This is a genomic window from Marinobacter albus (assembly GCF_030238305.1).
In the GTDB taxonomy this organism is placed as follows: domain Bacteria; phylum Pseudomonadota; class Gammaproteobacteria; order Pseudomonadales; family Oleiphilaceae; genus Marinobacter; species Marinobacter albus.
This window is the reverse complement of record NZ_JASSQD010000002.1, coordinates 184192-208411: the sequence shown is the minus strand read 5'-3', so window position 1 is coordinate 208411 and position 24220 is coordinate 184192. Positions and strand designations below refer to the sequence as shown.

The 24220-nt window shown below is 60.9% G+C and carries 23 protein-coding genes; 9 read left to right on the top strand and 14 right to left on the bottom strand.

Annotated elements, in window-relative coordinates:
- Positions 1-25 precede the first annotated feature (25 nt).
- The 3 genes from QQF73_RS12470 to QQF73_RS12460 all read left to right on the top strand — a co-directional run bounded on the left by QQF73_RS12470 (position 26) and on the right by QQF73_RS12460 (position 2902).
- A complete protein-coding gene (locus QQF73_RS12470; protein ID WP_219867574.1) occupies positions 26-1750 on the top strand; it encodes a potassium/proton antiporter in 1725 nt (574 codons plus the stop codon).
- A gap of 108 nt (positions 1751-1858) precedes the next feature.
- On the top strand, positions 1859-2419 hold the full coding sequence (locus QQF73_RS12465) for a L,D-transpeptidase family protein (RefSeq protein ID WP_425607958.1): 561 nt from the start codon (positions 1859-1861) through the stop codon (positions 2417-2419).
- 204 nt (positions 2420-2623) lie between these two features.
- Entirely contained in the window at positions 2624-2902 is a 279-nt protein-coding gene (locus QQF73_RS12460; RefSeq protein WP_218636227.1) for an Lpp/OprI family alanine-zipper lipoprotein, read from the top strand.
- Between the two features lie 60 nt (positions 2903-2962).
- Here the strand turns inward: QQF73_RS12460 and QQF73_RS12455 are convergent, their stop codons facing one another.
- The 8 genes from QQF73_RS12455 to QQF73_RS12420 form a co-directional block, all read right to left on the bottom strand.
- A complete protein-coding gene (locus QQF73_RS12455; RefSeq protein WP_219867572.1) occupies positions 2963-3754 on the bottom strand; it encodes a slipin family protein in 792 nt (263 codons plus the stop codon).
- Between the two features lie 41 nt (positions 3755-3795).
- Entirely contained in the window at positions 3796-5247 is a 1452-nt protein-coding gene (locus QQF73_RS12450) for an NfeD family protein (protein WP_219867571.1), read from the bottom strand.
- A 26-nt stretch (positions 5248-5273) separates the two neighbouring features.
- The gene (locus QQF73_RS12445) at positions 5274-6026 is read right to left on the bottom strand and encodes an SDR family oxidoreductase (RefSeq protein ID WP_219867570.1); all 753 of its coding nucleotides are present in this window, start codon (positions 6024-6026) and stop codon (positions 5274-5276) included.
- A gap of 50 nt (positions 6027-6076) precedes the next feature.
- Positions 6077-7150 carry a L,D-transpeptidase family protein gene (locus QQF73_RS12440; RefSeq protein WP_416383211.1) on the bottom strand — a complete coding sequence of 358 codons (1074 nt, stop codon included), beginning with the start codon at positions 7148-7150 and terminating at the stop codon, positions 6077-6079.
- A 48-nt stretch (positions 7151-7198) separates the two neighbouring features.
- The gene (locus QQF73_RS12435) at positions 7199-7768 is read right to left on the bottom strand and encodes a TMEM165/GDT1 family protein (protein WP_219867569.1); all 570 of its coding nucleotides are present in this window, start codon (positions 7766-7768) and stop codon (positions 7199-7201) included.
- Positions 7769-7999: 231 nt separating this feature from the next.
- Entirely contained in the window at positions 8000-9391 is a 1392-nt protein-coding gene (locus QQF73_RS12430; protein ID WP_219867568.1) for a DHA2 family efflux MFS transporter permease subunit, read from the bottom strand.
- A 3-nt stretch (positions 9392-9394) separates the two neighbouring features.
- Positions 9395-9820 carry a MarR family transcriptional regulator gene (locus QQF73_RS12425; RefSeq protein WP_219867567.1) on the bottom strand — a complete coding sequence of 142 codons (426 nt, stop codon included), beginning with the start codon at positions 9818-9820 and terminating at the stop codon, positions 9395-9397.
- Positions 9821-9984: 164 nt separating this feature from the next.
- Positions 9985-11271: an MFS transporter gene (locus QQF73_RS12420; protein ID WP_219867566.1), complete on the bottom strand. Its 1287-nt coding sequence runs from the start codon at positions 11269-11271 to the stop codon at positions 9985-9987.
- 270 nt (positions 11272-11541) lie between these two features.
- Between QQF73_RS12420 and QQF73_RS12415 the strand changes: the two genes are divergently transcribed.
- The 4 genes from QQF73_RS12415 to QQF73_RS12400 all read left to right on the top strand — a co-directional run bounded on the left by QQF73_RS12415 (position 11542) and on the right by QQF73_RS12400 (position 16489).
- Complete coding sequence (locus tag QQF73_RS12415; RefSeq protein WP_219867565.1) at positions 11542-12444, top strand: helix-turn-helix transcriptional regulator; 903 nt, start codon at positions 11542-11544, stop codon at positions 12442-12444.
- Between the two features lie 9 nt (positions 12445-12453).
- Positions 12454-14217, top strand: a complete 1764-nt coding sequence (locus QQF73_RS12410) for an ExeM/NucH family extracellular endonuclease (RefSeq protein ID WP_285368421.1) — start codon at positions 12454-12456, stop codon at positions 14215-14217.
- 134 nt (positions 14218-14351) lie between these two features.
- Positions 14352-15239 carry an alpha/beta fold hydrolase gene (locus QQF73_RS12405; protein ID WP_285368419.1) on the top strand — a complete coding sequence of 296 codons (888 nt, stop codon included), beginning with the start codon at positions 14352-14354 and terminating at the stop codon, positions 15237-15239.
- A 179-nt stretch (positions 15240-15418) separates the two neighbouring features.
- Positions 15419-16489: an AraC family transcriptional regulator gene (locus tag QQF73_RS12400; RefSeq protein ID WP_219867563.1), complete on the top strand. Its 1071-nt coding sequence runs from the start codon at positions 15419-15421 to the stop codon at positions 16487-16489.
- Here the strand turns inward: QQF73_RS12400 and queE are convergent, their stop codons facing one another.
- Both queE and queC read right to left on the bottom strand, forming a co-directional pair.
- On the bottom strand, positions 16490-17146 hold the full coding sequence (gene queE, locus QQF73_RS12395) for a 7-carboxy-7-deazaguanine synthase (protein ID WP_285368418.1): 657 nt from the start codon (positions 17144-17146) through the stop codon (positions 16490-16492). It abuts the gene before it with no gap.
- Positions 17146-17811, bottom strand: a complete 666-nt coding sequence (gene queC, locus QQF73_RS12390) for a 7-cyano-7-deazaguanine synthase QueC (protein WP_219867561.1) — start codon at positions 17809-17811, stop codon at positions 17146-17148. Before queC ends, queE begins: the two co-directional genes overlap by 1 nt.
- A gap of 186 nt (positions 17812-17997) precedes the next feature.
- Between queC and QQF73_RS12385 the strand changes: the two genes are divergently transcribed.
- The gene (locus QQF73_RS12385) at positions 17998-18507 is read left to right on the top strand and encodes a 3'-5' exonuclease (RefSeq protein ID WP_219867560.1); all 510 of its coding nucleotides are present in this window, start codon (positions 17998-18000) and stop codon (positions 18505-18507) included.
- On the opposite strand, the gene QQF73_RS12380 is transcribed toward QQF73_RS12385, so the two are convergent.
- Positions 18479-18718, bottom strand: coding sequence for a hypothetical protein (locus tag QQF73_RS12380; RefSeq protein WP_219867559.1), 240 nt, complete (start codon positions 18716-18718; stop codon positions 18479-18481). The two genes, QQF73_RS12385 and QQF73_RS12380, sit on opposite strands and share 29 nt — an antisense overlap.
- A 545-nt stretch (positions 18719-19263) precedes the next feature.
- On the opposite strand from QQF73_RS12380, the gene QQF73_RS12375 reads away from it, so the two are divergent.
- Entirely contained in the window at positions 19264-19536 is a 273-nt protein-coding gene (locus tag QQF73_RS12375) for a hypothetical protein (protein ID WP_219867558.1), read from the top strand.
- Between the two features lie 43 nt (positions 19537-19579).
- Here the strand turns inward: QQF73_RS12375 and QQF73_RS12370 are convergent, their stop codons facing one another.
- Genes QQF73_RS12370 through QQF73_RS12360 form a run of 3 tightly spaced genes read right to left on the bottom strand, consistent with a single transcriptional unit; the run spans position 19580 to position 24161 of the window.
- Positions 19580-19993: a response regulator gene (locus QQF73_RS12370; protein ID WP_219867557.1), complete on the bottom strand. Its 414-nt coding sequence runs from the start codon at positions 19991-19993 to the stop codon at positions 19580-19582.
- A 48-nt stretch (positions 19994-20041) separates the two neighbouring features.
- Positions 20042-20596: a hypothetical protein gene (locus tag QQF73_RS12365; protein WP_219867556.1), complete on the bottom strand. Its 555-nt coding sequence runs from the start codon at positions 20594-20596 to the stop codon at positions 20042-20044.
- A gap of 34 nt (positions 20597-20630) precedes the next feature.
- Positions 20631-24161 carry a response regulator gene (locus QQF73_RS12360; RefSeq protein ID WP_416383202.1) on the bottom strand — a complete coding sequence of 1177 codons (3531 nt, stop codon included), beginning with the start codon at positions 24159-24161 and terminating at the stop codon, positions 20631-20633.
- Positions 24162-24220 lie beyond the last annotated feature (59 nt).

Genomic DNA, 24220 nt, shown 5'->3' with positions numbered 1-24220 from the left:
GGCAAGCCTTCTGTCTGGAGCAATAATGGATCCAACCCTCACCCTGCTTGGCGCTCTGATGCTGGTGATCAGTATCCTGCTCAGCCCGTTGTCCAGCCGGGTCGGCATGCCGGTGCTGCTGATTTTTCTGGTGGTTGGCATGATGATGGGGGAAGACGGCCCGGGCGGTATCCAGTTCGACAATTTCGAACTGGCGTTTCTGATCGCCAATCTGGCACTGGGCGTCATCCTGCTCGACGGCGGCATGCGCACCCGGGCCGAAACCTTCCGGGTCGGCCTGCGCCCGGCTCTGGTACTGGCCACCCTGGGGGTGTTCATGACCGCCGCAGGGGCCGCCGTGGTCGCCCGCTGGGTGTTCGATCTTGAGTGGCTCACCGCACTGCTGGTGGGGGCCATCATCTCCTCGACCGATGCCGCTGCCGTGTTTTCGCTGCTGCAGGGCCGGGGCCTGCACTTGAACGAGCGGGTCAGCGCCACGCTGGAGATCGAATCCGGCAGCAACGACCCCATGGCGATTTTCCTTACCCTGGTGCTGGTAACCCTGATCGGCAACACCGGCGAGGGCGCAACCTGGTCGGTCCTGATCATGTTGGTCAAGCAATTCGGGATTGGGGGTCTTGCCGGAGTCCTTGGCGGTTTTGCGGTGGTGGAGTTGGCTAATCGTGTCCGGCTGACACCGTCACTCTACCCCCTGCTGGTCGCTGCTGCCGGAATTTCCGTGTTTTCGGCCACCAACGCGCTCGGTGGCAGCGGGTTTCTTGCGATCTACCTGACCGGGGTGGTCATTGGTAACCGCCACGTCCGGATGATGCCAATGATCCTCCAGGTACACGACGGCCTGGCCTGGCTGGCGCAACTGTGCCTGTTCCTGATGCTGGGTCTTCTGGTGACCCCCACGGACCTCCTGCCCCTGCTGGGTAGCGGTCTGGTATTGGCACTGGCATTGATCTTCATTATCCGGCCGCTGACCGTGGTACTCACGCTCTGGCCTTTTGGCTTCAACCGACGGGAACTCGGATTCATCAGCTGGGTAGGCTTGCGCGGAGCCGTGCCGATCGTGCTTGCGCTGTTCCCGATCATGGCCAACCTGCCGCAAGCCCAACTGGTCTTTCACGCGGCTTTCTTTATTGTGCTCGTGTCGTTGCTGGTGCAGGGCACCACCATGGCGCCCCTGGCCCGAAAACTCCGGCTGGAAGTACCGGCCGGCGAGGATCCCTATCGTCGGCTGCCCCTGGACACTCCCGGCGCCGGTGACCATGAACTGATGCTGTTCCCATTGCGAGGAGAAATCTGGGAAACTCCGCGCCGGCTGAGCCAGCTGCGGTTTCCGGAAAACACTGCGGTCGCCGGCGTGTTTCGCAACCGGGTGTGCCTGCAACCGAAAGGTGATCTGGAAGTGGCCAGTGGCGATACGGTCGCCATGTTCGCAACGCCCAACGTACTGCCGGAGCTGGGCAAGGCACTGAGTGGTCGTCATGCGCCCAAGTACCTTGCAGAACGGGCCTTTTTCGGCGACTTTGTACTTAATGGCGATGCCCTGCTGGGCGACGTCGAACAGGTCTACGGGATCGAATTTGATGATCTGCCGCCGGAGCTGTCACTGGCCGAGTGCTTTGCCAGGCGCACCAAAGGCCATCCGGTCGTTGGCGACACGGTGACGCTCGGCCCGGTCACCCTGGTCGCCCGGGCGACCAACTCCGATCAGGTCACCAAGGTCGGTCTGAAGATGGATAGTTCACAAAATGTCTGATCCGGAAATGAGATAACCAAAAAAGTTAACAAAAGCTCTCAACAACATACTGATAGCCTGTGCTATAAACGTGCATGAAAGAAGATTAACCATTGGTAAGCTAAGATCATGTTCACGCGCTATTTCATTGCCATTTGCCTGCTGACAGGTTTTGCTCTGTCTCCGGTTTCCGGAGCCGCCAGTGAGATGCTGGCCAAAGCCGACACGCGCATGCCGGAGGCAGCTCCGTTCCAGACCGACGCCCTCAGTATTGATAAGGTTCTGGTGCGCAAGAGTGAACGCCGTCTCTACCTGATGGACGATGGCGAGGTGGTGAAAAGCTACCGGATTTCCCTTGGCGACAACCCCACAGGGCACAAGCTGTACGAAGGTGACGAACGCACGCCCGAAGGGGATTACACGCTGGACTGGCGCAACGCCGGCAGCGACTTCTACAAGTCCATTCACATATCCTACCCGAGCGAACGGGATCGTGAACTGGCCCATGCCTGGGGGCTCAACCCCGGCGGCAGTATCATGATCCACGGACTGCCCAACGAGGCCGCCGATATGGCCTTTGCCTACCGGGGGCTGGACTGGACCGACGGATGCATTGCCGTGACCAACGAGGAAATGGACGAGATCTGGCAACTGGTCGCCAACGGCACCCCGATTCGAATCGTTCCCTGAACATCTCCTGACAGCAGCATTAAGTTGTTGTCATAAGCCGATTAAATATACGTATCCGTAGTTAACATTTTGTCTCAGAGTGTTTTACACTGTTTGACGACTCCGGTAGTCAACGCCTATCCGGCCGGTTTGACAGGAAGTCGTCCATGTACTGAACTGACTTCCGGATCACAGGAAAAAACTCGACCAATAAGGGGATTTACAATGCGTAAACTGACGATCGCTGGGTTTGCACTTGCTACTGCTCTGACCGCAGGCTGTGCCTCTAACCAGGCTGCCGTAGACGAGGCGAATGCAACTGCCAACTCTGCAGAGCAGACTGCTGAAAATGCACTGAACACCGCTAACAGCGCTGCAAGCTCTGCCCGCACTGCCCAGCAGACCGCCGAGGAAGCTCTGGCCGCTGCCAAGGCTGCTCAGCAATCAGCTGACGAAGCCAACGAGCGTGCCAAGCGTATGCTTGAGCGTTCAAGCATGAAATAAGGCTCGGCTTACGCTGACGCTTAAAAGGCCGGGAATCCCGGCCTTTTTTGTGCCCGCCCCCTATTCGGGGGAATCGTTGGATCCGCCCTGCGTGTTGCGGAACGACTTTTCCATGAAAGGCCGCACCAGGTCCATGGGCATCGGGAACACGATAGTCGAAGAATTCGAGCCACTCATATCTGCCATCGTTTGCAGGTAACGCAACTGCATGGCCCCGGATTCGGCGGACATCACCCGGGCCGCTTCTACCAGTTTCTTCGACGCCTGCAATTCGCCCTCGGCGTGGATCACCTTGGCCCGCCGCTCGCGCTCTGCCTCCGCTTGACGGGCAATGGCCCGGATCATGGATTCGTTCAGATCCACGTGCTTGATCTCGACATTGGCCACCTTGATCCCCCACTCCTCGGTCTGAGCATCAATGATCTCCTGAATGTCCGAGTTCAGTTTGTCCCGCTCTGACAACATCTCGTCCAGATCGTGTTTGCCGAGCACGGACCGCAACGTGGTCTGTGCCAACTGACTGGTGGCCGAGTTGAAATCCTCGACCCGGATGATCGCCCGCTCTGGGTCCACCACCCGGAAATACAGCACCGCATTGACCCGCACGGTGACATTGTCCTTGGAAATCACGTCCTGGCTGGGGACGTCCAGAACAACGACCCGGAGGTCCACCCGGACGATCTGCTGGATACCGGGAATCACAATGATCAGGCCGGGGCCTTTCACACCCTGGAACCGGCCCAGGAAAAATACCACGCCGCGCTGGTACTCCGGCAGGATCTTGATCGCCGAGCCGAGAATCAGCAGCAACACCACCATTGGTGCTAGATAGGGAATCAGTTCGCCAATCATACGGCCTCCTTGGTTTGCCGTTGCCTTGTGTCTGCGCCGGGTCAACGGTTCTCGTCAATGACCTCAACGGTTACCGTTAACCCTTCCATCGCCTTGACCCGCACCCGATCGCCTTCACTGACGGGTTGCGGGCAGACGGCTTTCCAGCGTTCGCCATTGAGGCGCACGTGGCCCCGGTAATGGTCACGCTCCTCGATAAAATCATCCAGGGCAGGCCCTTCTTCGTGGGCCATCTGTTCGCTACCGCTAACCGGGCCCTTCCGGCGCAATCCGATGAACCGGGTGACGGTCCAGAGAATGAACCCTGCAGCAACCACGGCGGTTCCGCCGACGGTGGGTAGGGAGATATCGCGATGACTGCCGTCCATCAGAATCACCGAGCCGGTCACAAACGCCACAATCCCGCCCACACCGAGGATGCCGAAACTGGGCACGAACGCCTCCCCGACAATAAACGCCAGCCCGAGCAGGATGAGTGCCAAGCCCGCGTAATTAACGGACAGTACCTGGAAGGCGAAGAGGGCAAGGATCAGACTGATTGCGCCAATCACCCCGGGAACCACCGCACCGGGGTTGGCGAGCTCGAAGATGATGCCGTAGAACCCGATGATCATCAGGAAATAGGCCACGTTGGGGTCGGTAATTACGGAGAGCAGCCGCGTGCGCCAGTCTGGCCGGGAACGGACCAGCTCCAATGACGCCGTTTTCAGGGTTCGATCCGTTGACGCCATGCGCACGGTTCGACCGTCAATCTGACGGAGCAGGTCGCCAAGGCTGGACGCCACCACATCGATCACATTTTTCTCAAGGGCGTCATTGGCACCGAGGTTGACCGCTTCGCGCACCGCTTCTTCGGCCCAGTCGGCGTTGCGGCCGTGGCGTTCCGCCAGGCCCCGGATGTAGCTGACCGCGTCCTCGAGGACTTTCCGCTCCATGGCGGTATTGCCGCGACGCTTACCGTCGCCCTCCGGGTCTCCGATCCCGGGCGCATCGCTCGATCCGTCACCGTCCGGGGGTGCCTGTTCGGGTTCGGAGCCCGGCAGTCCCCCCATCTGGACCGGTGTTGCCGAACCGAGATTCGTGGCCGGCGCCATGGCGGCGATGTGGCTGGCGTAGAGGATGTAGGTGCCGGCACTTGCAGCCCGGGCGCCCTGGGGGGACACATAGGTGGCGACGGGAACATCGGAGGCGAGGATCACCTTGATGATGTCGCGCATGGAGTCCATCAGCCCCCCCGGCGTATCCATCTCCAGCACCACCAGGCCGGCGCCCTCCGACTCCGCCCGCCGGATCCCCCGGGTTACGTAATCCATGGTGGCGGGGCCTATAGCGCCCTCGATGGTCAGCACGAGCGCGGTATCCGCCGCTTCTTGCTGGGCAAATACTTTATGAGCCAGGGAGCCGAGGGCCAGCAGGCCCCCAACCAGAAACACCGTGCTCCAGACCCTGATGCGCGTTGCGCGGGCGGGGTTCGCGGGTTGGTCTGCCGGCATAATGCCTCCCCGGATTTAGTGAAGGATCAGAACATTTTGGCCAGTACCGGCACCGGTAGGCGCCTCAGCAGGAATCCTATCGGAGTCCACGGCCAGCGCGGCACAAAGCACTCGTTTTTTCCGGACTCAATGGCTTTTACCATCGCCTTGCAGCCGGTCTCTGCATCCACACGGAACGGTGCGTTTTTAACGCTCTCGTTGATGGCCGTTCGGATGTACCCTGGATACAGTGTAGTCACGCGAATCGGAGATTTCGCCTTTGCCAGTTCGACACGAAGGCCCTCCGAAAGTGCCGCGAGGCCGACTTTGGTCGCCGCGTAGGTGGTAATACTGGATGGCATGCCCCGTACCGCGGACACCGAGGATACGGTTACGAGGTGCCCGTGGTTCTGCTTTCGAAAGATTTCCATGGCCGCTTCCATCTGGGCCAGGGCGGAAACAAAGTTGGTTTCAGCGGTCTGACGGTTGGCATCGAAGTTGCCGGTACCCAGTGCCTGGCCCTTGCCGATTCCGGCGTTGACGATGATCCGTTCCAGTGTCCCGAATTCTTCCTGGAACGCCCGGAACACTTCGAAGACCTGGTCGTGGTTGTCGACATCGAGTGCCCGGATGCTGATTCGGGCGGCGGGGTATTTTTGCTGGAGCTCATCCCGCAGGGTTTCCAGACGATCGGTGCGGCGCGCGCACAGCGCGAGCTGGTCGCCCCGGGCGGCAAACTCACGGGCCATGCCTTCGCCCAGGCCGGAGCTGGCACCGGTAATCAGAATGGTGCGACTCATGGACTCTCCTTGGTTGTGGTTATTATCAGGTGAGCCGGGCGCTGAACGGATCAGAAGTAGAGTGTCTGCTCCGGTTCACCGGCCGATTCCGGTGTTTTATCTTCGACGGTCTCATCTGCCGCCATCCGGGCGACCCGTTCGCCGATCATGATCGGGATGCCATCGGCCTGGTCCACCGCGATTTCGATGGCCCGACGTTGCATTTCGACACCGGGATGCTGTTTCTCGAAGGCCTCGACTTCCGTGAACACCTGCCGCCAGAGCTTGTCCCGGTCTTCCTGAGGGTATTCCTCGTTCGGTCGGTGCACCTCGAGCCACACTTCTCCTCCCGACATGCCGATCTTCACCGGATCCCGGACTACCTGAACCGAAGTGCCTTTCTCGACCTGGTAGATAAAGCGGGAGATATCCTCGTTGTACATGCGGAAACAGCCGTGACTGACGGCCATGCCGACTCCGAATTTCTTGTTCGTGCCGTGGATCAGGTAACCCTTTTCACTCAACATCAGGGCGTGGCTACCCAAAGGATTGGAGGGGCCGGGCGGAATCATCCGTGGCAGGAACTCACCGCTTCGCTCGTACTCGGCGCGAATGCTCGCCGGCGGGTACCAGGCCGGTGACTCCAGCGGCATGGTGACCTTGGCATCGGTCAGGGGCGACGGATTTTCCTCCGACCCCACTCCAACGGGGTACACCTGCACGCCGTTGTCGGTGAAGTAGTAGAGACGGTACTCGGCCAGATTGATCACAATACCTTCGCGGCGGGCATCCGGCATCACGTACTGGCGGGGCAGGGTAATTGTGGTGCCTTCACCGGGCAACCAGGGATCGACGCCGGGGTTGGCCTTGACCAGCTCCAGGTAGCCCATGGCAATGCGGTTGCCAATGGCGGCAAAGGTGTCCTCGTAGCGGGTGGTAAAGACGTCCAGCTCGCCGGCCAGGTCCCCTTTCAATGGGAACGTGGGCACCCGAGGCGTGCGGTCCGGAGTTCCCTCAACTTCCTCACCACCGGCCTGGACCTTGGCGTCCTGGTCGGGCTTGGCGTCCTCCGCAGCCTGCAGAGGTGCCGTGACCATCGCAGCGGCCAATAGAATAAAATATATAAGTCTCAATGACATAGAGATTCTTTCCAAAAAGTCTTTTCCATTCGCGTACAGTGACAGCCACCGGCGTCAGGAGTTCATAAAAGTGGCCGTCACAGTCACAATGGCCAGCACCAGAAACAGGATGCTCGCGCTGATTCTTGCCGTGGCAAGGGGCAGCCTCTCCATCAGCCAGCGCCCTGCCATGATAACCGGTATGTTGGCAATCAACATCCCCACCGTGGTACCCAGGATTACCCAGAGGGTTTCGGTAAAACGAGCCGCGAGCACCACGGTAGCAATCTGGGTCTTGTCCCCGATCTCCGCCAGGAAAAACATGATGGTGGTCGCCAGGAAAGCCCCCATGCCCAGATATCGCGAGTCCTCACTGTCGTCCTTGTCAGGTATCAGTAGCCAGGCGGCAATGGCGACAAAGCTTGCAGCCAGAATCCAGGGCAGCCAGGCCTCCGGAATGAACCTCGCGATCCAGGCACCAAGCCAGGCCGAGAGAGCATGATTGAGGACCGTCGCAACAAATATGCCCAGGATGATCGGCAGGCGCTTACTGTAGCGGACAACGAGGAACAGGGACAGTAACTGGGTTTTGTCACCGATTTCAGCGATGGCGACAGCCGCAGTCGAGGCGAGGAACGCTTCCATATAATACAACTCCAGGGCGGATTGTCAGACATGAGACAGGCCATCTTCCGCCCTACGGAGATGGTCTGCCTCAGGTCTTGCCAATTCCACCAATACTCTGGTGAAACACGGTAGCCATGGAGATTGAGCTCCAAGTATGTTGACTACCGTCCGAGCGGCATCGTGTGCCGGGCCCGGAGGCTACTCCCCTGAAGGGATCCGTATCTTAGTCAATCATCGCCGTGCTGGCAACTAGGCCCGCATCTTCCACACCGGAATGGCTGCGACCGCAACGAAAACGGCCACCAACCACCAGGCCGAGTGAAAGGCCGTAATGGTCGGCATACCACCACTGTGCTCACCGAATTCAATGGTCAGGGCGACCATGTTGACGCCAAAAGCACCACCAAGCTGGCGAGTAAAATTGATGGTGCTGGATCCCGCTCCGAGCTCTTCCGGCGCAAGAGGGTTCAGGGCTCCGGTCGACAGCGCCGGCAGCATGAACCCGATACCGATGCGACCGACTATCGTCCACAGCGCCAGCCAGCCAAACGCCAGCGACAGGTCCGAGAGGGCGAACAGCGCGGCGGAACAGGCAAACAGGGTGATACCAAAGATCACAAGCTTGCGGGCACTCTGTTTGTCCGCCAGCCGCCCGGCCAGTGGGAAAGTGAGTCCGAGGACAACGCCAGCCGGCAACATCAGCAGGCCCGCTTCGGTGGCGGTAAATCCAAGAGCGGTCTGGACGAACAGGGGGATCAGGTAGGTCGAACCGAACAACGCCAGACCAAGCGCCATGGCGCCGAGGTTGGCATACAGGAACACCGGCTTGCGCAGCAACGCGACGTTCACCAGCGGGTGCGGGGTGCGGCGCTCGCGCAGCACAAACAGACCCAAGGCCAGCAACGCCAACAGTCCACCGATGACCACCCGGGATTCCTGACCCGACAGCTCCTGCAGCCGGTTCAGCGTGTCCAGCGACAGCGCCAGGGTTGCACCCAGCAACACCAGGCCAGGCAGATCGAAACGGTAGGGTGCGGGCCGGGATGGCGGCAGGGGCAGAAAACGCCAGGCCATGAAGACGCCAATCAGGGTGACCGGTGCCGGCGCGAACATGACATAGCGCCAGCTCAGCTGATCGACGAGAAAACCGCCCAGCACCGGCCCCAAGGCCGGGGCGAGAATGACCCCCATGCCATAGATACCCATGGCCTGACCGCGTTTCTCACGGGGAAAGATCCGGAACACCAAATACATTCCCATCGGCTGCATCAGGCCCGCCATGGCACCCTGGGCGACCCGTGCGGCAATGAGCTGATCGGGGGAAACTGCGAAGCCACCGGCGACGGAAATCACGGTGAACATGAACATGGCACCGGCCAGGGTCTTGCGCACCCCGAAGTGATCCAGCAACCAGGACGACGCCAGCATGGTGGTGGTCATGGCGGCGATAAAACCCGTTGCCAGCCAGTGCACCTGACCCTGCCGGATACCGAATTCCAGCATGATGTCGTGCAGGGCGACGTTCACCACCGTGGCACTGAGCACCGTGGCCATGGTGCCCAGCATCACCGTTGCCACCGCCAGCCAGCGCCAGCGTTCCCCGTAGCGGGCCCTCAGGCCCTCGACAGTATTGTCGCTCAAGGCTTACTTCTGCTTTTCGGCGTTTTCCAGGATCTTGTGGAATACCCGGACGGTGCATTCGATGTCCTCATCGCTGATTCCCTCCAGCATCTGTTCCCTCAGTTTCTCGGCCCGTTCCGACAAATCGTCCATAAACGCCCGGCCAGCACTGGTCAGATGCAGTCGGCGGGCACGGCGATCGTTGGGACAGGGCCGACGTTCAATCAGCCCCTGTTGCTCCAGACTGTCCAGAAGCCGCACCAGCGTCGGATTCTCAATCGCCATCAGGCTGGCCAGCTCCCGCTGGGTCAACCCTTCGCCTCCCTTGTCCAGATACACCATGGTGCTCCACCGGGCCTGGGTAACGCCCAGGTCCTTCAGACGCTCGTCGAGCATTTTTCTCCAGCGCCGGGTAACCCGGGCCACTGCAAAGGGGAACTGGTCTCTCATACCTCAAACTCCGTTCAAAAAGGCCGGTTGGCGCTGCACCCGATGCAGGAACTGGCCGGCCAACCTTATGCTTACATATCGAATAGGTAACAATAGTATGCTAACCATTACAATAAATACAGATATGAGAGTGAAAACACCCTTGGGGAAAACCGAGAGCAGCGTCAGCCAGCCTGACGCTGCTCCTCGAGAACCATCTCCTCGACCGCCGGGGACTCGTGGAACTCGACGTTGCGAGGATCCAGCTCAGCCATGACCGGCGAGGTTTCGGGCATGGCAGGGACATAGTGCTCCTGCTCCTGGACTGGAACATCGGCAGTATGACTGATGCGATAACTGGTGATTACGGCAAGGACCAGCAAGAAGCCGGCGTTGCCAAAAAACAGCCCGGACGGGCCAAGCAGATTGATCAGCTCGGCCATGGCAATCGGGCCGACCACGCTGCCAACCCCATAGCTGAGCAGAAGGGTGGCGCTGGCCGCAACAATCCGACTGCCTTCCATGCGGTCATTGGTGATTGCCACTGCCACCGGATACAGGGTCGCAGACAGACCCGTAAACAGCCCCACAAACAGGGTCAGCAGCCAGAGATTCTCGGCCCCGAGCACCGCCACCGCGCCGGCCGAGCTCGCGGCCATCACCGCAATCCAGAACATCACCCGGCGCCGGTCGAAGTGATCACACAGGCGACCAAGCGGCCACGCCATAATCATCGCGGCGACGATGGCACTGGCCATGAAGGTCGAGGTCCTGGCCACATCCAGCCCCACCAGAGTGGCGTAAACCGGCCCCAGGGCGTAGAAACCGCCAATCATCACGCCACAAATCAGGGCACCGGCGACGCCGGTGAAGGATTCCCGGCCCAGGGTGAAAATCGAGATTCGCTGTACCTGTTCTATGACCGGCGCTTCCATCCGGGTCAGCGCGAGGGGCACGAGCGCCAGGGTCAGCAGAATAGCGGCCAGAGAGAACGGCATGAAGTTGGCGGGGTCGCCGACATTGACGATCAGCTGGCCGCCCGCAGCGGACAGGTAAAACACTATCTGATAGACCGCAAACAGCGCGCCGCGATTGGCGTTGGTGGCCCGGCTGGAGAACCAGCTTTCGATCACGACCAGGACACCCGCGATGCTGAAACCCGACAGCACCCGGAGCACGGCCCAGAACAGTTCTGAAACGGCCATGGGGTACAGCAGCGCCGCCACGGCGGACACGGCGGCAAACACCGCAAAGGCACGAATGTGACCCACCCGGCCAATAACCTTATGGACGTACAGGGTGCCCAGGACAAAACCGATGGAATAGCACACCAGAATCCAGCCGATGATATCCGGTGATATCGCCTCGATACTCAGGCGAATGCCCAGCAACGTCATCAGGAAGGCGTTACCACTGACCAGCAGCACAATGCTCAGGATCAGGGCAGACAGGGAAGCAACCATGCGGGTCATTACAGCGGACTCCGGGGTAACGGGATACATTCGTAACAGAGGGGAAGATAGCATCAAGGTCCGGAATTCGCCGGAGGCGTATTAAAACAGCAGGCAAACCTGGTAGCTACTAAGCACTTCCCGAAACCCGCGTGACCTCCCTGATGACCTCTGTAAGGCCGTCACCGCGCGGTTTGACAGGGTTTTACATTAATGGGTCGTAACAGACCGGGGTTGCCAGAGCAGGTAACATGAGTCGCAGTTATTCATTGGACCCGTGAGCGACTGGTTATGAAAAAAACGGACTGGCCCATCCGCTGGGATCTGCTGCTTCGGTACCGACTGATCGAAACCATTGCGCTGTGGGAAGGTCGACTGACCACCAACCACATCTGTTACAGCTTCGGCATCGGCCGCCAGCAGGCATCCAAGGACATCAACACTTACTTGCGGGAACTGGCCCCGGGCAACCTGGTTTATGACCGGCACCTGAAGGGTTATGTTCCGGCAAAAAGCTTCCGTCCGGTAGTCACCCGTGGGCAGGTCAGCGAATACCTCGATCTGCTGGCGCGTCAGCAGAATCTGAGCAGCACCTTCGAATCGCTCAACATCAACCTGCCCGAGAGCACCGTGGTGCAGGGACCGAACCGGGTTATCTCCCCGGAAACCATGCGCGCAGTGGTTCTGGCCACCCGTCACGGACGTCAGCTTCGAGCCAGTTACGTCTCCCTGAGCCGACCGGAAGCGGTGGAAAGCATTCTTGAGCCCCATACCCTGGTCTGCACTGGCAACAGCTGGCACCTCAGGGCCTGGTGCGAGTCCAACCGGGAGTTCCGGGATTTCGCCCTGAGCCGGTTCCACCGACCACCCGAGGCACTGCGCCAGCGGGCCAAACACGCCCGTCAACAGGACAGCGACTGGAATCGGGAAGTAACCATGGTGTTGACCCCGGATCCGCGCCTCACCGAAGCACAGCAACGGATCATTGCCCAGGATTACGGCATGGAGCATGGCCGCCTCGAGATTGATACCCGGGCGGCACTGGCGCCATACATGCTGTCGCGGCTGGGAATCACCCTGGACAATCAGCACCCGGACCCGCTCGTGCAGCAGCTCGAGCTGGCCAATCCGGACCAACTCGGCTTTGGCAGCAAGCGGGAACGGGCACTGAAAGCTGTTGCCGGACTCTGCTAGACTGCCGGAGTGACAGTCCTCCCCCGACGCCTTTTTCGATATTTGATACTGACCCTGCTGCTCCTGCCGAAGGCCGGAGTGGCGGCTTCCTCCTGTGGCCAGCCCGCCAGCACCATCGCCAGAATACAGGGCACTGGCCCGCAGTCACCGGTGGTCGGAGAGACCGTAACCGTCGAGGGGATCATGACCCGGGACGCCCGCATACCGGGCGGGTTCAAGGGCTTCTACCTGCAGCAGGCAGACCACCAGACCGATAATGACCCGCGGACTTCCGAAGCGCTGTTCGTTAACACCCGTCGGTCCGAGGGCGAGCCTGGTGATCGCCTGCGAATCACCGGCCGGGTGAAGGAATACCACGGGCTGACCCAGCTTGTCGGCATCGGCGCAATGACCGTTTGCGGGCGGGAAGCTCTGCCAGGCCCCACGATCGTACGGCTGCCCTGGTCCGCACCAGCGGAAACCCTGGAAAACATGCGGGTACGCTTCGAGCAGCCCCTGACGGTGATCGACAGTTACAATCTCGGCCGTTATGGCGAATTAACCCTGGCTCCGACCGACCAGGTGGGGGCCACCGAATACTTGCCGCCCGGACCGTCTGCCGTGCGCACTGCGGAGCGAAACCGGGACCAGCGTGTGCTGCTGGACGACGGTCGCCTGCAGACGAATCCCCGCCCCGTTCCCTGGCCGCCCGGTGGCCTTTCGCCAGAACGGACGGTACGTGCCGGGGATCGGGTGACCGGACTCATTGGCATCCTGGATTTTCGCTTCGGCACGTGGCGGCTCCAACCCGAACCTCCCCCGGTGTTTGAGCAGGTCAACCCGAGACAGCCTCCGCCTTCCCGGCCGACCGAACCGCACATCCGCATCATGACCATGAACCTGGCCAATTACTTCAACGGTGATGGCCGGGGCCAGGGGTATCCAACGCCACGCGGGGCAAAAACCCGGACCAACTATCAGGACCAGCACCGGCGTCTGCTGGCTGCCCTGCAGGCTCCGAATCCGGATATCCTGGCCCTGACCGAAATTGAGAATGACGGCTACGGGCCGGACAGTGCCGTGGCCAACCTCGCCCGTGCCCTGGGACCGAACTGGCGCGTTGTCGAGACCCCGGGTGCCGACGGGTCGGATGAGATCCGGACGGTCCTGCTCTACCGCACAGACAGGGTGGACGTCACCGGCACCCCCGCTAGGCTGACAAGCGGCCCTTTCCAGCGTCGTGGGAGACCACCCCTGAGCCAGGCCTTTCAGGCCCGGGAAGGCGGGGACGCCGTGCGAGTTGTGGTCGTTCACCTGAAATCCAAGTCCTGCCGCAACGCCACCGGCGCCGACCGCGACCAGAACAATGGCGAAGGTTGCTACGCCAGCCGTCGGACCGGCTCGGCCAGGGCCATTCTTGACTGGCTGGCCTCGCTGCCCGCGCCGCCGGATCTGGCGGGCACCCTGATTACCGGCGACCTTAATGCCTATGCCCGGGAAACACCCCTGGACGCGTTCCGTGCGGGCGGATTCACAAGCATGGTGCATGACCACCACCCCTGCACGCCCGAGGCCTGCCCCAACTACACATACCGCTACAAGGGGGAGAAAGGCTCGCTCGACTATGCCCTGGCATCCAGCTCACTCCGACCCCACATCCTGACGGCTGCCACCTGGCTGCTCAATGCCGACGAGCCCCGGGCATTGGGATACCAGGGCCCCTTGGACATCGTGCAGCCTCTGCCCTGGCGCACTTCGGACCATAACCCGGTGGTTACCGACGTCCGCTACTGACCGGACACCCGGCGCCATGGGCCCGTCCTGTTTTTGCCTCGCCGCCGCCAACCTCCGGCTTACTGGCCAACGCGCTCCTGGCCACGGGCGGTAAACTGATCGGACATCTTGTCGCCAGAGTGACGCGTACGCACATGAGAATCCCTGCCCCCAACCTATGGCCCGTGGCCAGGACCGGACAGCGCCTGTTGCTGCAGGCCCGGCGCCGTGAAGCCCGGCTGGACAACCACCGGATGGTGTACCTGGAGCGAGGCAAGCCCGGTCCCGATCGGCCAACTGTGGTGCTGATCCACGGTTTCGCGGCCATGAAGGAGAACTGGGGCTTCTGGCTGCAGCGTCTGCCCCGTCACTGGCACTTGCTGGTTCCAGACCTGCCGGGCCTCGGCGAAAGTGAGTACAAGGCAGACGCCAGTTACAGCTACGAAGCCCAGGCACTTCGGATGCGTGACTGGCTGGCCAGCCTCCCGACCCGCAACATTCACCTGGCCGGCAGCTCCATGGGGGGCGCCATTGCCGCTGTCCTCGCCCACAAACTGGATCCGGCACCCCGCTCTGTGACCCTGCTCAACAGCGCCGGGATCCCGGAGCACCCCGACGCAGATCCGGATGTGCCCTTCGAGTCAGACCGGGACAGCCTGCTGATCCCCCAGGACTGGAAAGGCGTTTATCGCATGTTCAACAGCGTTGGCAGTGGCCGGCCCACCGTATCGGGCATGGCCATGACAGGTCTGCTGGGACCCGACCTGCTGCAACGTACCGACGCCCTGCGGCATATATTCGGTGACATGCTGACCGACGCCCTGGCGCCAGCGCGCTATCTGGGCACCACGACTCCCCCCCTGCAGGTACAGTGGGGCGACCGGGACGTCATTACCCCTACCCGCTGCGTAAACTGGTTTGCAACCGCAACACCGCATGCCGAAGTTCACGTTTTTCGCGGCGTAGGGCATCTTCCCATGCTGGAAAGTCCGGCACGCTCTGCGGCGGTTTTGCAGGACTTCGTCCAGCGTCACAGCCAGTAGTCCCGGGGCTCGCGCCCCCTGTAAGGCTGGTCATCGGATCCTGGCCGGATGGGCCAATTGGCCCATCCGGCCCACTCACCCGTCATTGGAGTCATGGGGGCAGACTCCCCAACAGGTCATAATCGATAGCACTAGAAAATCCCTTACATAACAAGAACAGAAACAAACGAGGAAACCCCATGCGCGCCTCAGCCTCAAATGCACAAGACCTGGGCATGCCGGCCATCTACCTGCACCTCCTGGCCGAACTGCTGCATACCATCGGTGTCGATGAACGGGACCTTCTGCTCCGGGTTGGCCTTGACCCGCTCCGGCTCAATTCCACCGATCTTCGTGTCAGCCAGTCCCAGGCGAGCGAGTTCGTTACCCGGGCCATCATCGAAAGCGGCGAACCGGGCCTCGGCATCATGCTGGCGCGGGAACTGAAAATGCCGCTGCATGGGGCGCTGGGCACCGCAGTCATGAGCAGCCGTACCCTGGAAGAAGCTCTGGAGCTGATGACCCGCTACCTGACCCTGCGGGCACCACACCTCCATGTCACCAAACGCCGGGGTGGCAGCAACGCCTGGTACACCGTCGCCTGCGACATGGACCTGGGTCCGCTTCAGGGCTTCATCATGGATGCCATGCTGTTTGGCTGTATTTTCATGGGGGCGCAACTGACGGGCGCCATTGTGGAGGGATCACGGGTTCTGCGACGGGGGCCCGAACCCGCCTACTTTCACCGGTTCCGACAACTAATGCCGGTACCGGTGGAATACGGCGCGACCGAGGATGCACTGGTGATCCCGGTGTCCCAGCTGGACCTGCCGATCCGCTTCAGCGACGAGCAGCTCGCCGCGACCTCGCGGAGCCAGTGCGAGGAAGCGCTGCGGCAATTAACCGAAGATGCGGGCTTTGCCTGTCGGGTCCGGCGGGTGATCGAAACCAGCCATCCCTTCCCGCCCAAACTGGCGCGCGTAGCAGCCACCCTGTTTGTCTCCGAACGCACACTGAAACGCCGGCTGCAGGAGGAGGAGGCCAGTTTCCAGGCCCTGGTGGACCGGGTTCGCCTGGAGCGGGCAGGCGAGTTGCTCACCAATACCGGCATGAACCTGAGCCAGATTGCCGACGCCCTTGGCTACGCCGATGCAGCGAATTTTACCCGCGCCTTCAAACGCTGGACCGGAACCAGCCCGAGCCAGTATCGAAACCACACGCGGCGGCCACAGGGAATAGCGGCCAAATCCATGCTCACTGCAACGGTCTGATCAGTCGATGCCGATGATCTTGTGCATCTGCAGGGTGAGACGCCACTCGGGGTGGGCCAGACAATAGTCCGTGGCCTTGCGGGTATTGCTCTGCTTGACAGGATCCGGGCCGTCCTCGGGGACCGCCGGTGACGCCATCGGCGAGAGAAAATAATGGCCGGCGCGAATGTGCCGGAAACGCTCCGGCATCGCCAGGGGCTGCGGGTACACCAGTTTGAGTTCGTCGCATGCGTCCACCACAACGGTGGCATCGGCCTTGGGACTGACACACAACCAGTCAATGCCCTTGGGCACCGGCAGAGTGCCGTTGGTTTCCACCCCCACCTCGAAACCCGCCCGGTGCAGGGCATCAATCAGGGGTTCGTCCAGCTGCAGCAGCGGTTCACCGCCGGTGCAGACCACGTAGGGGTTCCCGGGTGCATCCGGCCAAAGACCGCGGAGGTGCGCGGCCAGCGCTTCAGGCGACTCGAACTGACCGCCATTCTGGCCATCGGTACCCACGAAATCGGTGTCACAGAAATTACAGACCGCCGCCGCCCGGTCCTTTTCCCGGCCGGTCCACAGATTGCATTTGCTGAACCGGCAGAACACCGCGGCGCGGCCGGCCTGGGCGCCTTCGCCCTGGAGCGTGTAAAAGGCTTCTTTTACCCGGTACATCAGGCACGCACCTCGTATTCAAGCGGATCCTGAACGCCATTGGCGGCAAAGGCTTCCAGACGCTCAACGCACGACCCGCAGCGACCGCAGGCCCGCTCCCGGCCGTTGTAGCAGGTCCAGGTCTGACCGTAATCTAGCCCCAGCCTGAGGCCCTCGGCCAGAATCCGGCCTTTGTCCATGTTCATGAACGGTGCCTCGATGCCCACCGGTTCGTAATTGGCAACCCGGCAGACCGCGTCCATCTTCTGCACGAATTCCGGTCGGCAATCCGGGTAGATGGCGTGGTCGCCTCCATGCGCGCCATACCAGACGGCCCCGGCGCCAACCGTTACGGCATAGCCGGTGGCCAGGGAGAGCAGGATCATGTTGCGGTTCGGCACCACCGTGGCCTTCATGCTGTCTTCTTCGTAGTGACCCTCGGGCACTTCAATTCCGGAGGTCAGTGCCGAGCCCGACATCACCTCACTCATGGCCCGGATATCAATGATCTTGTGGGGAATACCCAGAGACTGGCAAACGGAGGCGGCACACTCGAGCTCCCGGACGTGGCGCTGGCCATAATTGAAGGACAGCGCATGGACCCGATAGCCGCGGTCGCGTGCCAGGTGCAACAGGGTGTAGGAGTCCATGCCTCCGGAATAGATCACAACCACGGTTTCAGTCATTCGGAATCCCCATATGGTGTCGTGCGGGCCGGACTGGTTTACTTCCGCCCCCCGAGACAGACAGCTGTCATCGGGCTTTTACAATGAATGGACATATTGTAACAGTGCACGCACAGGTTGGGTTCGCGTCTCGGCATCGGGGCGAGTAAACTCAGCGAAAAACAACGTAACGACTACACTGAGCCAATGACCACTGACATCCGCCCGGCGTTCATTGATTTTGAGGCCTCAAGCCTCGACCTGATTGCGAGCTACCCGATCGAGGTGGGCATCTGCATGCCGGATGGTACGCTGCACAGCTGGCTCATTGCACCCCATGTCCTCTGGCAGGATTGGTCAGAGAGCGCCGAACGCATCCACGGGATTTCCCGGGCGACGCTGGAAGCGGAAGGCTCATCCGTGCGGGAAGTGGCGCTCCATCTGAACGAAATACTGCCGGGACAGGTCTTTTGCGACGCCTGGACCTTTGACAGTTTCTGGCTCCACCGCCTGTACCGGGCAGCCCGGGTTCGGCCAAATTTCCAGCTTGAGTCCATTTCCATGCTGCTGGACACACCGCAGGTCCGGGAATGGTCCGGCGTTCGCCAGCAGGTGATCTCGGAACTCGGATTACCGGTGCACCGGGCGGCCAATGACGCCCTGATTCTTCACAAGACCTGGGAAAAAATCAGGCCCTGGAACGGCGAGACCGCATAGCGATCACTTCCAGACCATCCCTCAGCGTGTTCAACGTCCAATAGGTGACCAGCGCCATCAGTCCTGCGCCGGCAACGGTGAAGACAAGATCCTCGCCCACAGCCTGGTGTCGTGCAATCAGCATGTAGAGCGCCAGGGCGACGACCAGAACGGTTTCAATTACAATGTGGGAATGGAATTTCTTGCGGACAGATCCGGCTTTATCGGCCATTTACTTAGGTTTCAACCTCTGTGTCTGGTGACTTCAACGATAAGTTAGTGTGCGAATTATCGCCAAAATGACGCAGAAGATCTGTACGAAGTAGTGGCTACGAGCTTTCCACTACCCAAAAAAAACGCAGCCCAGCGGGCTGCGTAGAAAGGAGAGATCCATTCGACTTCTGGCGCGGCAGAAGTCATGGATTGCACAACGTAAAAACACGTGACAGGGCGAAGTATGCGTGCTCCGGGCAAGGCCGTCTGTACGGGTTTGCCGAAGCCTTCGGACGCTTGCAAACCGCCAGACAACCGATACACTGATCCTGAACCGAACCCTGAAAGAGCCGTTATGACCGGAATAATCTCACAGTCCCGATTCAACACCGTCCCGGATTGCCGTTCCGCGCAATCTGCGCGCGCCATGGTGAAAGATATCTAACGGCTTTCGGTCAGTCCCGGGAGCCATAGCAGCGACCGGGTCAGCTTCTCCGCCAAACCCCGGTTGCCCAGGCTCCGGGGTTTTTGTTTTTGCAGCCGCAAAACGATAAGGAGAACATCATGAAGAGACATCCGACAACACGAGCAGCAAACCAGCCCATCCCCGGTCGCCAGGGCCCGCTCAAGCGTCCCGAAAAGCTGCCGCTGCTGGATGCGATTTGCAGGAAACTGAACCAGCGCGTCAACCTGGATGACGAGCAGCGGGTGCTCGGGCTCTATGAACGGGGCTGGATCTTCAAAGGTGTGCTGGGCAACCTGGATGGCGCGGAGGCCCGATATGTCCGGGCCCTCGCGAACCGTTACAACTCCTGGATCGCGCGTCAGGTTGCCTGACGCCCGTCCATGTTTCCGGCCATGCCGGACAGGCCCGAACCGGTCAGTGGCGCCGGTTCAGGCCCTGCATCATGGCCATATCACCGCCATGGACCATGGCGTAGTTGTTGACCACGTCGTGGATCTTTTCCTGGGAATAGGGTTTGACAACATAGCCGTTGGCGCCGGCACTGATCGCGCGCTGAATGCTGTCGATGGAGTCGTCCGCCGTGACCAGAACAATGTGCTGTTCTGCCCGGATCTTTTTGAATTCCTGCATCAGTTCGTGGCCATCGCCATCCGGCAAGCCCAGGTCCAGCAGAATAATCTGGAACTCCTGGTCGGCAAATGCGGCCCTGGCCGCCGCCGCATCCACACATTCGGACACCTGAGTTGCGCCGGCCCGGTACAGCATCTCGATCAGTCTTTCCCTCATGACCGGCTCGTCTTCCACTACCAGAACCCTGAGGTCACTCATTGATTGTCTCCTGTCTTACTCTTGCATCCGGACATTGTCTCAGTACTCTCACAGGGAATCATTACCCGTTCGCCTCGGCAGATCCAGCGGCGCGGGACGCGGGGCCGACGCTCGCCCGGAGGCCGACGCCGGGTCACTCACGCCAGCTTCGGACACCAGCTCTTCGGCACCGGAGCGGATAAGAATGTTACTGATGCTCACTGCCGTCGAATACAGGGAGATGGCAATGATCAGCAGAATGGGCTGGACGAAGGCGACAAAGCCCGGAACCTCGGCACTGCCAATGATGCTCAGTATGAGGATAATCGACGGCCCCAGCACCAGAAACAGGGTGAGGGCAATGAAGAAGACGATCCGTTCCTTGTAACGACCCAGGTCCCGGTTGGTCACCAGCCCAAGCACGAACTTGCCAATCGCCAGGCCAGCCAGGATGGCCGCGGCAATGCTCAGGTCCGGACGCATCAGGGTTTCGTATAGTCGGCCCTCCCAGAGCCGCTGCATACCGATTACGAGGAACGGGAACAACACGAACAGGATATCGGCGTAGGTCCCGTACATCATGCTGAGGCTGTACTGCTCACTGCGGGGTTGGCTGTCGGTCATTGGCCTGTTCCTGTCGTTACTCTTCTGGTTACGGTCATGTCGGGATCTCCGCAGCGGTGCGCGCGCGGTCTATCATGTCATTGAGCGTGTCGAGCTCGCCGCGAACCCGGTCCCAGTCCGGGCTTTCGGTTTTCAGCAAAGTCTCGACCACGCCGGCCTGCCGGGTCATGGCCGGATACCCCATGGCACCCGCGGTGCCCTTGATCTGATGCGCTTCCGATTTGAGAGGTTCGGTGTCCCGGTCCTGCCACGCCGTCTCCATCCGGACCCGACGGCCCGCCAGTCCGTTCAGGAACTGCGGCACCAGACCCTCGATTTCGTCGTCCTGGCTATCCTCCCGACTGCCGGACGGCCGTTGCAGAAAACGCTCCAGCAACGCCTGCAGGTGCGTCTGGTCGATGGGCTTGTCCAGCACCCCGTCACACCCTGCCTCCAACAAGGCATCGGTCTCTTTCTGGTCGCCGGCGGTGAACGCGATGATGGGCCGCCGAAAACCAGTCTGACGCAGCAACCGGGTCGCGTCGACACCGTCCATGCCGGGCATGTGGCTGTCCATCAGCACCAACTGGATGGATTCTGACAGGGCGCGGCGTACGGCATCCTCGCCGCTGGCAACCGACAGCACCTCCAGCCCATGTCGGCCGAGCATCCGTTCCACCAGACGGCGGTTGTCATCGTTGTCTTCCGCCACCAGAACCCGGCCAATGAACTCCCGGTCCGGCCTGCGGCCCTGGTCCGGATCAACCGTGAGGTAGCGGGCGAGGGTCTCGTAAAACCGCTGCTTGTCGATGGGCTTGGCCAGATGCTCATTGCAGCCCGCCAGCCGGTAGTCGGCAATGTCCTCGGACATGACGTTAGCCGTCAATGCAATCACTGGAATGTTGACGCCAGCCTCCCGAAGCGCTGCGGTTGCGTCCCGGCCGTTCATGACCGGCATCTGAATATCCATCAGGATCAGGTCAAACTCTTCACGCAGGGCCAGGTCCAGGGCTTCGGCCCCATTACCGACATGGACCAGTTCCGCTCCGGTCCGGGATACCAGCAGCGACACCAGTCGCCGGTTGGTCTCGTTGTCTTCCGCGCACAGGATACGTCCGCTCAACCGCGGCGCCACCACCATCGGGATGGCACGCCGCCGCTGGCTCAGCTCGGAGGCGTCCCGCAGGAAATGGACATTCGCCAGCGAGCCGGTGCGGATCGACAGTTCAAATTCGCTGCCCTCGCCGTACGTGCTGTTGACCTGAATGCTGCCCCCCAGCATCTCGGCAAGCCGGCGGGAGATACTCAGCCCCAGGCCGGTGCCCCCGTACTGGCGGGAAATGGCGGCACTGCCCTGGGCAAACGGATCAAACAGCCGACCCAGTTGCTCCGGCTTCATGCCGATGCCGGTATCAACGACCCGGGCAATCAGCTCTTCATGGTCGCGATCGCAACGAACCACCAGGGAAATCGAGCCCTTTTCGGTGAATTTCAGCGCATTGCCACAGAGATTGATGATGATTTGCCGGAACCGGGTCGGGTCCGTGAGTACCTGTTCAGGCAATGGATACTCGCAGATGATGCTGAAATCCAGTCCTTTTTCCCGGGCGCGGGGGGCGAAGAAGGCCCGGATTTCGTCCAGCAGTTCCGGCAGATTGACCGACACCACATCCACGTCGAGCTTGTTGGCGTCGATCTTGGAGTGATCGAGAATGTCGTTGACCAGGTCCAGCAGGTGACGCCCGCTCCGGACCACCGTTTCGGCGCTGCTGTGTTTTTCCTGATCACTCAGATCCGGGTCCAGCAGGGTTTCGCCATAACCGATGATGGCGGCCAGCGGTGTCCGGATTTCGTGGCTCATGTTGGCCAGGAACTGGCTCTTGGCTTCGGCCGAGTTGCGGGCCAGCTCCTTCTCCAGCCGCTCCTGTTCGCGCTCACGCTCGATGCGCTGGCGCTGGTGGCTCTCGGTCGCATCGATGCAGGTGCCTTCCAGATGAGCCGGCTCGCCATCGGCGTCATACACCGTGTGCAGCGAAATGTTGGCCCAGCGTTCCTCGCCGTCCCGGGTCAGGTACCGGGCCTCAATCCCTTTAACCGTGCCGCGGGCCTCCAGTTGTTGGACCACCAGGCGCCGCAGCCGGTCATCGGCAATGCAGGTTTCCAGTACATCGGGGTTACGCTTGAGCAACTCCCGGCTGCTGTTATAGCCCATCAACTCGGCCATGGCCGGATTGGCGGTGATGAAGCGGCGGTCCGGTGACATCTGGAACACCCCCTCAATGGCGTTATCGAACAGCGACTGGTAGCGCTGCAGGTTTGACAGGGCCCGCTGGCTCCAGCTCAGCGCCTCGCCCTGAACCTGCTTGATCCGGTCCGCCAGTGCGAACGAGAACAGGATGATTTGGGCAGTGAGGCCGATCTGTGGCGAATAATTGGTCAGCGTGTTCAGCGGAAGAATGCCCATGACCGTCAGGGCGTATACCAGGAACCCGATCAGCGCCAGGGTCCACGCAAAGAAGTACGCTCGGGCTGCCGGGTTGTAATAGCGCCAGGAGAGGTAACTGACCACGATCAGGACCAGACTGAGAACCACCGACCCGAGCACGATCCACTCCATGGCCACGTGATAGGGCAGGAACAGGGACAACACGAAGGTCGTCGCCACCGAGTACAGGCAGAGCCGGAGCACCTGGTCGAGATCGGCGGAACGCTCCCGGGTCTCAAGCAGGTGACGGGCCATCAGCAGGCCCCAGAACCAGGTCATGATGATCTGGAAATGCAGGTACTCCTTGTTGAACAGCGCCGGCCGGCTGTCCAGCAACTGGATGCCATGCACCTGTTCGGTGACGATGAAGATGGCGGCGGACACCAGGTACAGAACGTAGTAAATGTTGCTGCGCTCACGAACCGATACGGCAACGAACAGGTTGTAGGCCAATATCGCCAAAACCGCGCCGAGCAGAAGACCGCGAACGACTTCGTCAACCGATACTTTTTCAATGTAACTGTCCGGGTGCCACAGACTGATCGGCAGGCGGAAGGTGTTGGTGTTGGTGATTCGCAGGTACACCGTGTTCACGGCATCCGGTGCCAGCGACAGACGGAAGGTCGGATTGGGGACGGCCAGGTCGCGCTGGGTCCAGTTGTCGAGGTAACCGGCGCGACTCTGCTGGACCAGCTTACCCCCGCGAACCAGATACAGCCGCACCTCATCGACCAGCGGCAACGCCAGCTCCAGGATCCATTCGGTATCGCTTGCGGTTCCGCGGGTGCGGATATCAAACCGGGTCCAGTAGGCCGACTCGGTATAGCCAAAATTGAGGACACCGCCCTCGTGGCGGGTGAAAGCATTGAGCCCCCGATCCTTGACCTCATTGAACGTCAGCTGCTGATCCGGATCTTCGAGGTACCAGATGCAGTTGCCCAGGTCCCTGACACTTGCGGTACCACTTCTCAGGACCAGATCACCCTCTCGACAGGCTTCCTGGGCTCCGGCAACCGCCGGCACCAAGGCCGTCAGAACAAGCAGCAGGGCCAGCAGGGAGCGAGCCACTGCGGTGAATGCCGGATGATTCCGTTGCCGCAAAATGTGATCTCCGCGAGGGTAGATGCCTATATTATCGTTTATTGTCAGCATTCGAGGCG

Bases quoted from the DNA above. Each gene is read 5' to 3' on its own strand.
- QQF73_RS12470 (WP_219867574.1), top strand. From the start codon at position 26: ATGGATCCAACCCTCACCCTGCTTGGCGCTCTGATGCTGGTGATCAGT.
- QQF73_RS12465 (WP_425607958.1), top strand. From the start codon at position 1,859: ATGTTCACGCGCTATTTCATTGCCATTTGCCTGCTGACAGGTTTTGCT.
- QQF73_RS12460 (WP_218636227.1), top strand. From the start codon at position 2,624: ATGCGTAAACTGACGATCGCTGGGTTTGCACTTGCTACTGCTCTGACC.
- QQF73_RS12455 (WP_219867572.1), bottom strand. From the start codon at position 3,754: ATGATTGGCGAACTGATTCCCTATCTAGCACCAATGGTGGTGTTGCTG.
- QQF73_RS12450 (WP_219867571.1), bottom strand. From the start codon at position 5,247: ATGCCGGCAGACCAACCCGCGAACCCCGCCCGCGCAACGCGCATCAGG.
- QQF73_RS12445 (WP_219867570.1), bottom strand. From the start codon at position 6,026: ATGAGTCGCACCATTCTGATTACCGGTGCCAGCTCCGGCCTGGGCGAA.
- QQF73_RS12435 (WP_219867569.1), bottom strand. From the start codon at position 7,768: ATGGAAGCGTTCCTCGCCTCGACTGCGGCTGTCGCCATCGCTGAAATC.
- QQF73_RS12425 (WP_219867567.1), bottom strand. From the start codon at position 9,820: ATGAGAGACCAGTTCCCCTTTGCAGTGGCCCGGGTTACCCGGCGCTGG.
- QQF73_RS12420 (WP_219867566.1), bottom strand. From the start codon at position 11,271: ATGACCCGCATGGTTGCTTCCCTGTCTGCCCTGATCCTGAGCATTGTG.
- QQF73_RS12415 (WP_219867565.1), top strand. From the start codon at position 11,542: ATGAAAAAAACGGACTGGCCCATCCGCTGGGATCTGCTGCTTCGGTAC.
- QQF73_RS12405 (WP_285368419.1), top strand. From the start codon at position 14,352: ATGAGAATCCCTGCCCCCAACCTATGGCCCGTGGCCAGGACCGGACAG.
- QQF73_RS12400 (WP_219867563.1), top strand. From the start codon at position 15,419: ATGCGCGCCTCAGCCTCAAATGCACAAGACCTGGGCATGCCGGCCATC.
- queE (WP_285368418.1), bottom strand. From the start codon at position 17,146: ATGTACCGGGTAAAAGAAGCCTTTTACACGCTCCAGGGCGAAGGCGCC.
- queC (WP_219867561.1), bottom strand. From the start codon at position 17,811: ATGACTGAAACCGTGGTTGTGATCTATTCCGGAGGCATGGACTCCTAC.
- QQF73_RS12385 (WP_219867560.1), top strand. From the start codon at position 17,998: ATGACCACTGACATCCGCCCGGCGTTCATTGATTTTGAGGCCTCAAGC.
- QQF73_RS12380 (WP_219867559.1), bottom strand. From the start codon at position 18,718: ATGGCCGATAAAGCCGGATCTGTCCGCAAGAAATTCCATTCCCACATT.
- QQF73_RS12375 (WP_219867558.1), top strand. From the start codon at position 19,264: ATGAAGAGACATCCGACAACACGAGCAGCAAACCAGCCCATCCCCGGT.
- QQF73_RS12370 (WP_219867557.1), bottom strand. From the start codon at position 19,993: ATGAGTGACCTCAGGGTTCTGGTAGTGGAAGACGAGCCGGTCATGAGG.
- QQF73_RS12365 (WP_219867556.1), bottom strand. From the start codon at position 20,596: ATGACCGACAGCCAACCCCGCAGTGAGCAGTACAGCCTCAGCATGATG.